At 46.9% G+C, this 13,271-nt stretch carries 17 protein-coding genes; 3 read left to right on the top strand and 14 right to left on the bottom strand.

Annotated elements, in window-relative coordinates; genetic code table 11:
• Nucleotides 1-40: 40 nt before the first annotated feature.
• The 5 genes from ACTTJF_RS02100 to gltX all read right to left on the bottom strand — a co-directional run bounded on the left by ACTTJF_RS02100 (nt 41) and on the right by gltX (nt 4,358).
• Nucleotides 41-382, bottom strand: coding sequence for a hypothetical protein (locus ACTTJF_RS02100; RefSeq protein WP_442550547.1), 342 nt, complete (start codon nt 380-382; stop codon nt 41-43).
• Between the two features lie 3 nt (nt 383-385).
• A complete protein-coding gene (locus ACTTJF_RS02095) occupies nt 386-754 on the bottom strand; it encodes a hypothetical protein (RefSeq protein ID WP_442550546.1) in 369 nt (122 codons plus the stop codon).
• 335 nt (nt 755-1,089) lie between these two features.
• On the bottom strand, nt 1,090-1,716 hold the full coding sequence (upp, locus tag ACTTJF_RS02090; RefSeq protein ID WP_002948924.1) for a uracil phosphoribosyltransferase: 627 nt from the start codon (nt 1,714-1,716) through the stop codon (nt 1,090-1,092).
• Nucleotides 1,717-2,970: a malic enzyme-like NAD(P)-binding protein gene (locus ACTTJF_RS02085; protein ID WP_442550545.1), complete on the bottom strand. Its 1,254-nt coding sequence runs from the start codon at nt 2,968-2,970 to the stop codon at nt 1,717-1,719. It lies immediately after the preceding gene.
• Entirely contained in the window at nt 2,967-4,358 is a 1,392-nt protein-coding gene (gene gltX, locus ACTTJF_RS02080; RefSeq protein ID WP_442550544.1) for a glutamate--tRNA ligase, read from the bottom strand. The genes ACTTJF_RS02085 and gltX overlap by 4 nt, the downstream gene beginning before the upstream one ends.
• An 88-nt stretch (nt 4,359-4,446) precedes the next feature.
• Between gltX and ACTTJF_RS02075 the strand changes: the two genes are divergently transcribed.
• The 3 genes from ACTTJF_RS02075 to ACTTJF_RS02065 all read left to right on the top strand — a co-directional run bounded on the left by ACTTJF_RS02075 (nt 4,447) and on the right by ACTTJF_RS02065 (nt 6,407).
• Nucleotides 4,447-5,283, top strand: a complete 837-nt coding sequence (locus ACTTJF_RS02075; RefSeq protein ID WP_442550543.1) for a peptidylprolyl isomerase — start codon at nt 4,447-4,449, stop codon at nt 5,281-5,283.
• Between the two features lie 160 nt (nt 5,284-5,443).
• Nucleotides 5,444-6,250, top strand: a complete 807-nt coding sequence (locus ACTTJF_RS02070) for a DUF3137 domain-containing protein (protein WP_442550542.1) — start codon at nt 5,444-5,446, stop codon at nt 6,248-6,250.
• Nucleotides 6,177-6,407: a DUF3137 domain-containing protein gene (locus ACTTJF_RS02065; RefSeq protein ID WP_442550541.1), complete on the top strand. Its 231-nt coding sequence runs from the start codon at nt 6,177-6,179 to the stop codon at nt 6,405-6,407. Before ACTTJF_RS02070 ends, ACTTJF_RS02065 begins: the two co-directional genes overlap by 74 nt.
• 117 nt (nt 6,408-6,524) lie before the next feature.
• On the opposite strand, the gene ACTTJF_RS02060 is transcribed toward ACTTJF_RS02065, so the two are convergent.
• From ACTTJF_RS02060 to ACTTJF_RS02020, 9 genes are all read right to left on the bottom strand, one after another.
• Nucleotides 6,525-7,007, bottom strand: coding sequence for a nuclear transport factor 2 family protein (locus tag ACTTJF_RS02060; RefSeq protein ID WP_442550540.1), 483 nt, complete (start codon nt 7,005-7,007; stop codon nt 6,525-6,527).
• A 230-nt stretch (nt 7,008-7,237) separates the two neighbouring features.
• Entirely contained in the window at nt 7,238-8,254 is a 1,017-nt protein-coding gene (gene mnmA, locus ACTTJF_RS02055) for a tRNA 2-thiouridine(34) synthase MnmA (RefSeq protein WP_442550539.1), read from the bottom strand.
• Nucleotides 8,255-8,800: 546 nt separating this feature from the next.
• Complete coding sequence (locus tag ACTTJF_RS02050) at nt 8,801-9,016, bottom strand: hypothetical protein (RefSeq protein ID WP_442550538.1); 216 nt, start codon at nt 9,014-9,016, stop codon at nt 8,801-8,803.
• A gap of 39 nt (nt 9,017-9,055) precedes the next feature.
• A complete protein-coding gene (locus ACTTJF_RS02045; RefSeq protein WP_122862467.1) occupies nt 9,056-9,652 on the bottom strand; it encodes a TIGR00730 family Rossman fold protein in 597 nt (198 codons plus the stop codon).
• A 154-nt stretch (nt 9,653-9,806) separates the two neighbouring features.
• Entirely contained in the window at nt 9,807-10,640 is an 834-nt protein-coding gene (gene fliY, locus ACTTJF_RS02040; protein WP_185898446.1) for a flagellar motor switch protein FliY, read from the bottom strand.
• Nucleotides 10,633-11,736, bottom strand: a complete 1,104-nt coding sequence (gene fliM, locus ACTTJF_RS02035) for a flagellar motor switch protein FliM (protein ID WP_442550537.1) — start codon at nt 11,734-11,736, stop codon at nt 10,633-10,635. Before fliM ends, fliY begins: the two co-directional genes overlap by 8 nt.
• On the bottom strand, nt 11,736-12,431 hold the full coding sequence (locus tag ACTTJF_RS02030; RefSeq protein ID WP_442550536.1) for an RNA polymerase sigma factor FliA: 696 nt from the start codon (nt 12,429-12,431) through the stop codon (nt 11,736-11,738). Before ACTTJF_RS02030 ends, fliM begins: the two co-directional genes overlap by 1 nt.
• On the bottom strand, nt 12,415-12,768 hold the full coding sequence (locus ACTTJF_RS02025) for a hypothetical protein (protein WP_442550535.1): 354 nt from the start codon (nt 12,766-12,768) through the stop codon (nt 12,415-12,417). The genes ACTTJF_RS02030 and ACTTJF_RS02025 overlap by 17 nt, the downstream gene beginning before the upstream one ends.
• A 15-nt stretch (nt 12,769-12,783) precedes the next feature.
• Nucleotides 12,784-13,271 (bottom strand): P-loop NTPase (locus tag ACTTJF_RS02020; RefSeq protein ID WP_442550534.1); only part of this gene is annotated, 488 nt, incomplete at its 5' end.

Genomic DNA, 13,271 nt, shown 5'->3' with positions numbered 1-13,271 from the left:
TACTTTTTGCGCCTGCTTTTTTAGCTTGTGCTACGCAAATTTAGCCGAGACTTATGCATTCCATATTTATGATATACACAGTATCGAATTTTACATTATTAAAGGTTTTACCACAAAGCATCTCTTTGACGTGACCCTCGTCCATATCGCCCTTTAGATAAAAAGAAAACGTAGTTTTGCACCCCTCAATGTTTTTACCCGTAACGGTTACGTCCCAAATTTGACTACCGACTTCGTTTTCGCTTTTTAAGATTGGCTTGTAAATTTCGTATTGCCCTTCCAAAAATCTATCGGCAAAAATTTTCGACGCGTTTTCATCTGCCGGCAATGCGAAATTAAACGACCTAATACCTAAAATATTTTTAATTATACTTTTTGCCATTTTTTAGCCTTTATACTCACCGCTAAATTTCAAAAAAATTTTGTTGCATTTTACATGCATATCATCTTCGTATCCGCAATCAAACGCTCCGACTACAACCTGTTCTACCTCGCCAAGACCAGCGCCTTGCTTCATGTGTGGGACGTTAAACATAGTAGAGACCCTGCTGCCGTCATCGTTTCTTTTACTTATAACGTAGCTCTTTTTATTAAAGCCACTTAAGTTATGCGCAAGCGGCTCGCCGCCACTTTCTATAAGTTTATAGACCACGATTTTCCCCGTTAAAAGGTTTGCAAATTCAGCTAAATCTTCGTCGGATCCGTTTATATCAATACTTCTAGGCCTAAGGCTTTCAACTTGCTGCTGTATCATTTTAGTCCTTTATAAATCAAATTTTTACTTATAATTTTAGCGTATTTTATAAAGCCAAAGGTAGATAAATTTAAATGTTCTACTTAAATATAAACCAAAAATTTAACTCAAAATTCGATAGATCTTGAATTTGAGGCAAAAAATAAGTGAAAGTACACGAAATATCGTGAAAAAGTTGGCTTTTGCCAGAAAACGACGCAAGAAAAACGAGCGTCGATATTTTGAGGCGGATTTGAATGTTGTGACGAAAACTTCATCCCGAGACTAGACATATAGTCTGTCGCAGGGTGAAATTTTCTAGCTCATTCAAAGGCGCTCAAAAGATAATGCTCTATTTACAAGGTATTAAACACGCGGTCTCCCGCGTCGCCAAGACCCGGTACGATGTAGTTTTTCTCGTTTAGCCGCTCGTCGATCGCAGCCGTATAAACCTCGACGTCCGGGTAAACTTCGCTAAATCGCTTTAGTCCCTCGGGAGCTGCGATGATGGAGATAAATTTGATCTGTTTTATGCCGTTTTCGCGTAAAAACTTAACCGCGTCGATAGCCGTACCGCCGGTAGCGAACATCGGATCGATGATGATGGCTAGGCGGTTTTTGGCGTCGCGAGGCAGTTTAGCGTAGAAAAACTCCGCCTCCGCGGTCTTTTCGTTTCGCTGAAAGCCCAAAAAGCCCACGCTAGCATCGGGAATGATCGTAAATACGCTATCAAGCATACCCAGCGCCGCTCGCAAAATCGGGCAAATCATCACCTTTGTCGCGAGCTTTTTGGCCTGGGCCTGGGCGACCGGAGTCTGCACGCTCACGTCGCGCAGCGCCAGATCCCTAGTCGCCTCAAATATCATCAGGTGGCTGATCTCGTCCACGAGCATCCTAAACTGAAACGGCTCAGTGTTTTTATCCCTTAAAATCGCTAGTTTGTGCTCGATGAGCGGGTGAGAGATGAGCCTGACGTTTTTCATTTACAGACCCTTTGCTAGCTTTTCGGTATAGGCTTTGACGTCAAAATCCTTCACTCTAGCTACGCCGTCGTCGACCGCAGCCTGCGCTACCGCAGGAGCAACCGCCGTTAGGACGCGTTTGTCAAACGGTTTTGGTATGATGTAGTCTTTGCCGAATTTTAGCTCTTTTACGCCAAACGCCGCGCAAACCTCCGCAGGCACGGGCTCTTTGGCCAAATTTGCAAGCGCGCGCGCCGCAGCCATTTTCATATTTTCGGTGATTTTTTTAGCTCTAACGTCAAGCGCTCCGCGGAATATAAACGGAAAGCCAAGAACGTTATTTACTTGGTTCGGATAGTCGCTGCGGCCGGTACCCATCATCACGTCGTTTCGCACGCTAGCTACGTCTTCGGGGAAGATTTCCGGAGTCGGGTTAGCAAGCGCGAAAATAATCGGCTCGTCGTTCATCGATGCGACCATTTCCTTAGTCACGACGCCAGGCTTACTAAGGCCTAGGAACATATCCGCGCCCTTCATCGCGTCCGCTAGCGTTCTATCTGCGGTTTCAAGGGCAAATTCGACCTTTTCAGGAGTTAGATCGGTGCGGCCTTTGTGTATGACGCCTTTGCTGTCGATCATCACGATGTGCTTGGCGCCCAGAGCCTTGTACATCTTCGCGCATGCGATGCCTGCCGCGCCCGCGCCGCTAACTACGATTTTGATTTTAGAGATATCTTTGCCCGAAATCTCCATCGCGTTTATTATGCCTGCGCTTGTTATCATCGCCGTGCCGTGCTGATCGTCGTGCATGACCGGGATATCGACTGCTTCTTGTAGCTTGCGCTCGATCTCAAAGCACTTCGGAGCGCGGATATCTTCTAAATTTATACCGCCGAAAGTCGGAGCTAAGGCTTTGCAGATCTCTACGATCTTATCTGGATCATGCTCGTCTAGCTCGATGTCAAAGGCGTCTACATTTGCAAATTTTTTAAACAAAACCGCCTTGCCCTCCATCACGGGTTTGCCTGCTACCGCGCCGATATCGCCTAGGCCTAGAACGGCCGTGCCGTCGGTGATGACGGCTACTAAATTTGCCTTGTTGGTGTATTTGTAGGCTAGTTCGTTGTCGGCCTCGATCTCTTTACACGGTACCGCGACGCCCGGCGTATAGGCCATAGATAGGTCTCTAGCCGTCGCGCATGGTGTTTTTACTTTTATCTCTATTTTACCGCCCTCGTGATACGCGAGCGCTTCTTCGTTAGTTGCGTGTGTCATTTATTCTCCTTTAAAATATTTCTTATTCGTTTTTTCGTCTCGTCCGCGCCCAAAACTTCGAGCACCTCAAATATCCCCGGGCTTACGCTATTTCCCGTTAGCGCGACGCGAAGCGCCTGAGCTAGGTCTTTTAGCTTTAAGCCGTTTGCCTCTAAAAATTTAGCCGTCATCTCCTCGTAGCCTTTGGCGTCTAAATTTTCGCCTAAAATTTCAGCAAATTTAGCCAAATTTTCCTTACTTTGGGGCGTGATAAATTTAGCGTATGCTTTCTCGTCGTATGCGCTTGGAGCGTTTATGATCGTCCTTGCGCTTTGGCTCATTTCAACTAGCGTTTTTGAGCGTTCGCGCAATGAATTTAACAGCACCTCGCCCTTTGGCATCGCTTTAAAATCTATCTCAAATTCAAGCATCTCGCTTGCCAGCCTCTCGTAGGGCAGAGTCTTGATATAGTGGGCGTTTAGCCACTCTAGCTTGCTTGCGTTATAGGTGCTTGAGCTCTTGTTTATATCGTGCGGATCGAAGTATTTTAGCATATCGTCCAAGCTGAAAATTTCGTCGTTTCCGTGGCTCCAGCCTAGGCGCACGAGGAAATTTAAAAGAGCTTCGGGCAGATAACCCATGCGCTTATACTCCATCACGTCGGTCGCGCCGTGGCGTTTGCTTAGTTTGCTGCCGTCCTCGCCGTTTATCATCGCGACGTGGTAAAATTTCGGCGCTTTAAAGCCCAGCGCATCGTAAAGTACGATTTGTTTCGGGGTATTTGAGAGGTGATCGTCGCCGCGGATGACGTCGGTTACGCCCATCAGCGCATCGTCTATCACGACCGTGAAGTTATAGGTCGGCGTGCCGTCAGAGCGCGCGATGATAAAATCATCCAGGATATCCTCGACTCTAAATTTGACCTCGCCTTTGATGCCGTCGTCGATCACGATCTCGCCGCTTAGAGGCGCTTTGATGCGGATGACGGGCTCCACTCCCGCAGGCGGAGTACCCGTAAATTCGCGGTAGCGATTGTCGTATTTGGGCCTCTCTTTTCTGGCTTCTTGCTCGGTGCGCAGAGCGTCTAGCTCGTCCTTGCTCATGTAGCATTTATAGGCCTTGCCCTCGGCTAGAAGCTTTTGTACGTACTCTTTATAAACGTCGAATCTACGCGACTGATACGTCACCTCGCCGTCGTGATCCAGCCCGCACCAGGCAAAGGCCTCTTTTATCGCTTGCGTTGCTTCTTCGGAGTTGCGTTTTAGGTCGGTATCTTCGATACGTAGCAGAAATTTTCCGCCGTTTGCTCTAGCGTATAAGTAGTTATAAAGCGCCGTCCTAAGCCCGCCGATGTGTAGATATCCGGTCGGAGAGGGGGCAAATCTAGTTACTATTTGTGAATTTTGCATTAAATTTTACCTTGTATAGCTTGCGCTTAAATTTAAAATGTTATAATGCTCAAATTATATTTACTTTAGACTTAAACAAAGGTTTTATATGTTAAAAAAGATCTCATTCGCCGCGTTTTTTCTCAGTTTTTGTATGGCTAACGCGAGCCAGATCTCAAACGGTATCGCCGTCATCATCGAAAACGAACCCATCACCGTAAACGAAGTGCGCAAAGCCGCCGCACAGCTGCAAACAAACGAAGCCAACGCGCTAAATTTACTGATCCGAGATAGGCTCGAAACCGCGCAGATCAAAAATCTAAAAATCGAAGCCAGCGACTACGAGCTAAATCAAAGATTGCAAAAGATCGCAAGCGAGAGCGGCATGAGCGCCTCAGATCTACGCTCGGCCGTGCTATCAAAGGGCGGCGATTACGCGCAGTTTAAAGACGACGTCGCAAAGACTATAAAACAAGAAAAGCTATATCAAAGCATATTTGCCGACGCTAAAATCAACATTTCAGAAAATGCCGCGAGAGCGTATTTCGAGCAAAATCGCGACCTTTTCGCGCACTTTACCGACGTGAGCGTGACTAGATACGTGGCGCCTTCGATGCAGCTTTTAGAGGCCGCCAGACACAGCTCCCCGATGAACGCCAACCACAGCGTGCATATGGACGTGCTAGATCTAAAAAGCGAGCAGATCCCGCCTCAACTACGAACGATATTTCAGCAGACCCCCGACGGCACTTTCACGCAGATTTTCCAGACTCCCGAGGGCTTTGAGATGTTTTACGTAGCGTCTAAAAAGGGGCAAACTATGCCTGAATTCGACGAGGTCAGAGACGAAGCGATGAACGCGCTTTATAAACTCGAGCAAGACCGCGTCATCGGCGAATACTTCAACAAACTCCGCGCCAAAGCTAACATCAAATATCTACGCTAAACTCAAATTTAAGCCGATTTGATTCGGCTTAAATTCTTTTATTTTCGGTCAAATTTGACCGATTTTTTAAATTTAGTTGCTTACTTGCCCAAACCCGCACCTTCACGGCGTAAATTTTGCTAAAATTCGTTCCAAACGTAAAATACAAAAGAGGCAAAATTTGTACATAAACGAAGACATAGTTGCCACCGCAAAAAAGCAAAAAGAGTGCAGGCTGGCATTTGCAAAGTATCTGTTTTTAGGGGTTTTGTTTATAGCTGTTCTGCCCGTGGGCGGTGCATTCGCCGCAAAGTATCTCTTGGATAGCGACCTTGCTTCGCTATTTTTCATCATTATCTACATCCCGTTTTTTCTCGTCGCATTAATGGCTAACGCAAGCCGGGTGATCGACGAGCTAGGGGATTACGAAGCGTTTTACAAAGACGTTTTCGTCCGCGCCGCCATCCGCGAGGTTGGTCCAAATTTTAGCTACGATCCGTTTGCCGGCATCAGCCGTAAAGAATTTCGCAAAATCGGCATTTATTCGCCTGACGAGTTTCGCGCCGAAGACCTAATTAGCGGAACATATAATGGCGTCAAATTTAGCCTCAGCGAAGCGATCGATATCCCAAACGACGCGAAGCTAAATTTCGGCGACTCGGCGGCGTTAAATTTGCTATCCGCGATAGTTTTTGCTTGGTCAACGATGAAAGATATGCAGGCATTTAGCGGCTCGGTCTTGGTTTGCGAGTTTTACAAGAAATTTAGCGGTCAAACGATAGTGGCAAGCCGCACGCTAAATACTAAATTTTTAGGCGAAAAAGAGCGGATGGACGATACTCTTTTTAACGATGAATTTAGGGTTTTTACGGACGACAAGGTCGAAGCAAGATATCTTTTGACGGCCTGCATTCATGAAGCGCTTGCGCGAGCTAAAGATAAAATACGCCGCGCAGATGGGCGTGAGCGCGGCGTTTATGGACGATAAATTTTACCTATTTTTAAACGGAGCGAAAAATAGATTTGAAACTACGCCGTTTTCGCTACCGCCTAGCCTTTATGACGTAAATCAGATAAAAAAGGAAATTTCGGAGCTTTTATCTATCATAGACGAGTTAAATTTGAGCCTTGATATTTTTAAGTGAGGGCAAATTTGACAGCTGGGGTTTTTACAACTAAATTAGCATTTTTGCGGTGCGGGTTTTGCAGATAAATTTGGGCGTAAATTTATGGCTCAAAGCCTCGCGCGCATAAATCAAATTTCACTTTTTCCCGCTAAATTTATCGTAAATTTGACCGAATTTCGAGCGTTTTTTACGGGCTTGCAGCTCTTTTAGGAAGTTTTTGTTGCCCCTTTGTACGGCGGCGGCGAAATGAAACGAAGTGATCTTGTATTCGCCCGAAACCCTAAATATCTCAAAAATCTGACGCCCAAATATCTCCCACGGCTCGATACCGGGCGCCGTGTAAACCATGTGCGCGTGGCACTCGGCGCTGATGCCTTCCTGCGCGGGCAATAGCTCAAAGTTGCTAAGCGAAGCGTAGGTCTGTGCGTCCTCGAGCAGCTGCTGCCACGACGTCACGAACTCGTCCGCGCTCACGAGCGCGCCGCGCATGCCGTTTAGGCTCGAGTGATCGACGAATACGACGTCGGCGAAGCACTCGCGCACGCGCTGAGTTTGCTTGCGGTCTGCGGCGTTGATCATTTTAATGATGAGCTCCTCAGCGATCTCTTTTGGATTCATCTTGCGTCCTTTGATTATTTTTGTATATTTTAGCCATTTTAGGCTAAATTTGAAGCATGGGATCAGACTATAAAATAAAGAAAATTTGAGGATTTTGCGCGGCGGGCGGTAAATTTGGCTAGATCTTAAATTTGATCAAACGCAAGCAAATTTGACCAGCCTTTGCCCGCAAACGCCAATCTAAATTTGACAAATTTGACCGCCCGAAGCGATCAAATTTAAGATAAAATTTACAGGATAAATCCGCTGCCGATAACCAGCTCGCCTCTGTAAAATACCGCGAGCTGCCCGCTAGCCACGCCAAATGCGCTCTGTTTTAGCTCGACCTCGGCGGTGCCGCCACCCAGCACTTTTACGTGCGCGTTTAGCCCGATACTGCGGTAGCGAACCTTGACGTCGCAGTCAAACTCGCTCTCGTCTGTGAACAAATTTAGGCTACTTACCGCGATCTTACCGCGCTCAAGCTCCTCTTTGCTGCCTACGACGATGCGATTATTTGCCGCGTCGATAGCGAGCACGAAATGCGGCTCGTGCGCCCCAAATACCTCAAATCCGCGCCTCTTGCCGATCGTGTAGTGCATGTAGCCGTTGTGCCGCCCGATCACTCTGCCCGCGCTATCGACCACGTCGCCCGGCAGGTCGGTCTCGTAGTGCTTATTTAGCACCTCGATATAGGTGTCCTCGACGAAGCAAATCTCGCTGCTCTCGGCCTGCTCGCCGTACTCGCGAAAGCTCGGCAGAGATTTTGCCAGCTCTTTTATATCTTTTTTAAATTTGTCTCCGAGCGGGAAAATCATATCGGCGATTATCTCTTTTGGCACCTGCGCGACGAAGTAGCTCTGGTCTTTGCTAGGATCGGCGGCGACCCTGATGAGGCCGTCTTGAACGCGGATGTAGTGGCCGGTGGCCAGCTTTTCACAGCCGATACTTTTGGCGAATTTTAACAGCTCGCCGAATTTTATAAAGCGGTTACAAAGCGCGCACGGATTTGGCGTGCGACCCTCTTTATAAGCGCCGACAAATGGCGTATAGACGTATCTATCAAACTCGTCTTGCAGGTCGATCACGTGATAGTTTATACCCAGATACTCGCACGCGCGGGCTACTTTGCCGATGTTTTGCTCGTGATAGCCGGGCTTTTTGTGTAGTTTCATATAGCAGCCCACGACCTCGTGACCCGCTTCTAGCAGCATTTTTGCGCTCATGGTGGAGTCGACGCCGCCGCTCATGGCCATTAGTATTTTCATTTTTTCTTTCCTATTGCGAGGGCTTGTCTTTTTAGCGCTTTTTGCGGAGCTTGTAAATTTTCGGCTCGATGAACTATGTGTTCTATCTACGCCGAAAATTGACGGCACAGCCGCAAAAATCTTCTAAAAATACCGCACCCTAAAGTTTTGTATTTTAAATTCGGCTTTAAAATTTACAAATCTCGCCCTAGCCCCACAATAAGACAAATTCGTATAAATTCGGTGCGATTATATAAAAAATAGCTTAATAGGCTATAAATTTGCGAGCCAAGGATAGCGAGCTAAGCGAGCATTTAGCTTTTGTGTCTTGATCGGCTCTGAATTTTACGCACCGAGACGGCAACGCAGAATTTGCAAACGATGATAGCACGGTCAAATTTACCGAATTTGACGCAAAAGGCAAATGTATCGGCAAGTCCGCTCAAAAAACACAAACCCAACCGCGCGAGCAAATTTGCAAAAATCAAAATTTAACGCCAAACGCCAGATATAAGCACCCAGCAAATTTGCAGACCGAGTTTAGCTAGCACTCAAGCCTACTTGCGGCTATTTGTCTTGAGTTTCGCCGTCTTTTAGGTCTTTATCTAGCTTTAAATTTTCATGTATCATGTGAGCCGCCATTACAACGACGAAAACTACGGCGGTTAAAATCAACAAAGGGACGTGCGCGCCGTCAAATTTGACGGTGACACAGCCGAAAATAGCGATAAAAACGAGGCAAATCAGCACAAAAGCGATCCTATCTCGCATCCTGTCAAACATCGCAAAATCCTCAAAATTTATAAAATTTAGCGCACTCGCCTAGTCTAAAATCCGCAAAATTTCATCTCTCACGGCGTCCAGATCGTCGCTGATCGTATAAAGCGACAAATCCTCCTCGCTGACGGCTTTTTCGCGTATCAGCGTAGTTTTGATGAAATCATCGAGCTTACTCCAAAACTCGCTTCCGATGAGAAAAATTTTAGTTTTTTTGGCGCCGATTTGCGCTAGCACTAGGATCTCAAACAGCTCGTCAAGCGTCCCAAAGCCGCCCGGAAACACCAAAAACGCGCTCGAGCGCTCGATGAGGGCAAATTTGCGAGCTGATAAATTTGAAAAAACGAAGTTGCTCGTGGCGTATCTGTTCGTCACCTGCTCAAACGGAAGCACGATATTTAGGCCCACGGACGGACTTTTGCCGCTCTCGTACGCTCCTTTGTTCGCCGCCTCCATCACGCCCGGCCCACCGCCGCTAACGACAGCAAAACCGCCGTCGGCAAGCTCCTTTGCGAGGCTAAAAGCCATTTTACAGTATTTGCTATTTTCGTCAAATCTAGCCGAGCCGAAAAACGTAACGCTAGGATTTTTATAAGTCGCAAAATCCCTAAATTTGGCCAGATCGTTTAAAATTTCATCCATTAATTTCTCTTTGCGGTTAAATTTGCGCTTGCGGGGTTAAATTTATGCGCCGTAGTTTCGCGCTCAAATTTGAGCAAAATGCCGTTAAATTTGAGAAAAAGCGCACCCGAGGTAAAGCGAGGCTAAATTTAGCCTCTTATTTCTAAATTTAACCTTATCTAAGCTGCTCGAGGCGCTCTTTTTTCGTGCCGATCTGAGTGATCTGGATGCCGAAGTTACCGTCCACGATGACGACCTCGCCTAAGGCCACGACCTTGTCGCTGATTAGAATTTCAAGCGGGTCGTTTGCGAGCTGATTTAGCTCGATGACCGAGCCTATGTCCATCGTGAGCACGTCTTTTAGAAGCATTCTTTTAGAGCCGATGCGTACGTGAAGCGGCAGGCGCACGTCCATGATGAGCCCGATATTGCGCATCTCTTCGGCGCTTAGATCGCTTTTTGCGGGAGCTGCTTGCTGGGCGGGCTCTTTTTGATCTTTGTTAAAAAATTTAACCAGCGCAAAATCAAGCACGATAGCGATATGCTCGCTGATGTCGCCGATTTTAACGGAGTAGATGTAGATTTTTTCAAACGTATTTACGTCTAAATTTGCGCTCTCGTCGAGGAAATTTACCTTCGCGACCTCGAAATTTAGCTTCGGCATGCCCTTTTGCGCGCCAAGGCTCGTAGAAAATGCGCCCAAAATATTTGAAAATACCTCTTTTGCGGCGTCTAGCTCGTCCTCGCTTAAATTTTCGTTGCGCGAGATCTCTTCTTCTCCGAGCATCCACTCGCCGATCGCGCTCATTAGCACGGGCGTAGCTACTAGCATCATCTTTGCCGTCGTATCGCCGCCGACGGTCACGTTTGCTACGGCTAGAGGCGGTTTTATGCCTTCTTGCTTGGGCGCGTCGTATTCGTTTCTCTCACCTATCTCAGGCGTCCTGCCCGTTAGTCCCTCGATCGTAGCCTTTACTTCATTTACGAAAATTTTCAAAAAATCATTCATCGTCTTCACCCTCGCCTAATATATTATCCTCGTCGTCCTCGTCTTCTTGCTCGTAGCTCATGAGCTTGGCTTTGCGCTCTTCTTCGTACTGTTCGAGGATGTTTTTGATCTCGTCCTTATCGCTTCTGATTAGCTCTTCTATGCGGATAGATTTTCTAAATCTATGTAGCCCGACCTCGGCCAAAAATACCTCTTTTTTATCTATCGTGACGATAGCTTTGTCGTTTGCCGAGCGGTCAAGGCGCAGTATGTCGCCCTCTTTTAAATTTAAAAACTCGTTTACGCTAACGACGCTTTTGCCCAGTATCACCTCATACAGCACCTCAGCGCGCCCGATTAGCGTTTTTAGCTCTTTGTTTCGGCTCTTTTTCGCGCTCGTTTCGCCAAGCATTATGTCGCGGTTGGCCAGGCGGCTTAAGATCGGCTCTAGGTAGATAACCGGATAGCAGATATTTATCATGCCGCTTGAGTTGCCTACGATGATCTCCATGACGACCATTATCACGATCTCGTTTTGGCTGACGATTTGTACGACGTTTGGGCTGCTCTCTTTAGCCTCGACGTTTGGGTACATATCGGTGATCATCGCCCAGCTCTCTTTTAGGCGCTGCATCATCATTCTTAGGATCGCATCGAGCAAATTTACCTCGATATCGGTTAGCTCTCTGCTAGCCTCGAAGCCTTCGCCGTTGCCGCCTAGCAAGCGATCTATCATAGGAAATGCAATGCTCGGGTTTATCTCCAAAACGCAGTTGCCGTCAAGCGGCTTGATCGAAAAGACGTTAAAGCTAGTAGGGCTCGGCAAGCTCATCAAAAACTCGCCGTAGGTCATCTGGTCGACGCTATGTAGGCGGATCTCCACGATACTTCTCATAACGCTTGAAATTTGAGAAGCCAAATTTCTCGCAAGCTTGTCGTGTATGCCCTTTATCGCGCGCAGTTGTTCCTTGCTGACGCGGTTTGGGCGTTTAAAATCATAGATTATTACCTGGCGCTGCTCTTCCTTGCCACCCTCGCCGATCGACCCGCTCGCCTCTTCGTCATCTACGACTTCTAGTAGCGCGTCTATCTCTTCTTGACTTAAAATGTCCGCCATTATTTGCCCTCAAGCTTTTTTCTTATTTTATCCATCAAGCGCTTATGGATCTGCGATATCCTGCTCTCCGTGATACCCAAAATCTCGCTGATCTCCTTTAGGCTCAGCTCCTCGTAATAATAAAGCTGCACGATGAGCTGATCGCGCTCCTCAAATTCGTTTAAAATTTGAGCTATCTTTTCTATCAAGTCCTCTTTTTCGATCCGCTCGAGCGTATTTTCCTCGCTCATTAGCTCCATTTGATCGTCGATATTTAGGACGGCGACGACCGCGCTCACGTTTCTTGCTTCGCTTACTTTTTCTATATCGACGCCAAGCTTTTCGGCGATATACGCATCGTCGGGCTCGTGCTCAAATTTATTAAAATACTCGTCCACCAAAGCCTCGATAGACTTTACCAAAGTGCGATCCGAGCGACTAACCACGTCAAGCCCGCGTAAAAAATCAAGCATCGCGCCGTAAACTCGCTTTTGCACATAACCCCAAAACGAGTCGTTTTGCTCTTTGTCGTATTTTCTGGAGAGCTTTACCATCTCCTCCAGCCCAGCGCCGATCAGGTCGCTAACGTCGATATGAGCGGGCAAGCGCTCCTTTAGCCTAAAAGCCATCGCGCGAAGAGCGGGCGTGTAAGCTAGTACGATGTCGTCTTGCTCCTTTTTTATCGTCTGGGCGTATGGATTAAGCGGCTTTTGCATTACTTTCGTTGCTCTTATTTAACGTTTGTTTTATCAGTATATTTTCGTTTGCGAGCTTGTTTAAGAGATTATCTATTCGCTTTTCTCTAAGGGCTAGTTCGCCGATTAGATAATCAGCCCTTTGCTCGTATAGTTCCTTGTCAAACCGCCTTTTTAGCGACGATCTGGCGTCTAAATAATTTATAATAACCACGTGTACCAAAAGATAGAAAAAAAACGTAATGAGAAACGTATAAACCAGCATGTCTATCGGGTCGTTCAGCTTTAACGCCGAAAAAGTCGCGCCGATGAAAAATCCGCAAACCGTAAAAAATGCTATAAAATTTTCCGCTCTCAAAGTAAAATCCTAAATTTAAAATTGCTCCATTAGCCGCCTAAAAAAGCCGCTGAAGCTGTTAGTCGTACTTGGATTAAGCACTTTTTGTTCCAATCTATAAAGTAGCTTTGACGCCACCTGCTCAAGCTCCATGCTCGCGGCATCGTATCTGCTGTCGTCGGTAAAAAGCGTGCGCTGTTTTATGCTGCGAGAGACGTTTTTATCCTCGCTAATAGCGCCCAAAAACTCCAAATTTAACGGATTTTCGATATTTGCCCTAGCTACTTTTCGCACATGTTCAAATATCCTAACCGCCTCTTTTTCGCTCCTCACCATGTTAAAAAGCATCAGCAGATTGTCTTTATTTTTAGAGGTGATTTTGATAACGGCATAGGCGTCGGTTATCGCGGCGGGGTCGGGCACAGTCACGACGATGACCTCGTCTGCGGCTTCTAAAAACAGCTGCGTGTTTCCGCCGATGCCCGCACCCGTGTCGATGATGATAAAATCAAGATCGTCAAGGC

Source organism: Campylobacter sp. (genome assembly GCF_052170435.1).
Lineage (GTDB): Bacteria > Campylobacterota > Campylobacteria > Campylobacterales > Campylobacteraceae > Campylobacter_A.
This window is presented reverse-complemented; position numbering and strand designations above follow the sequence as displayed.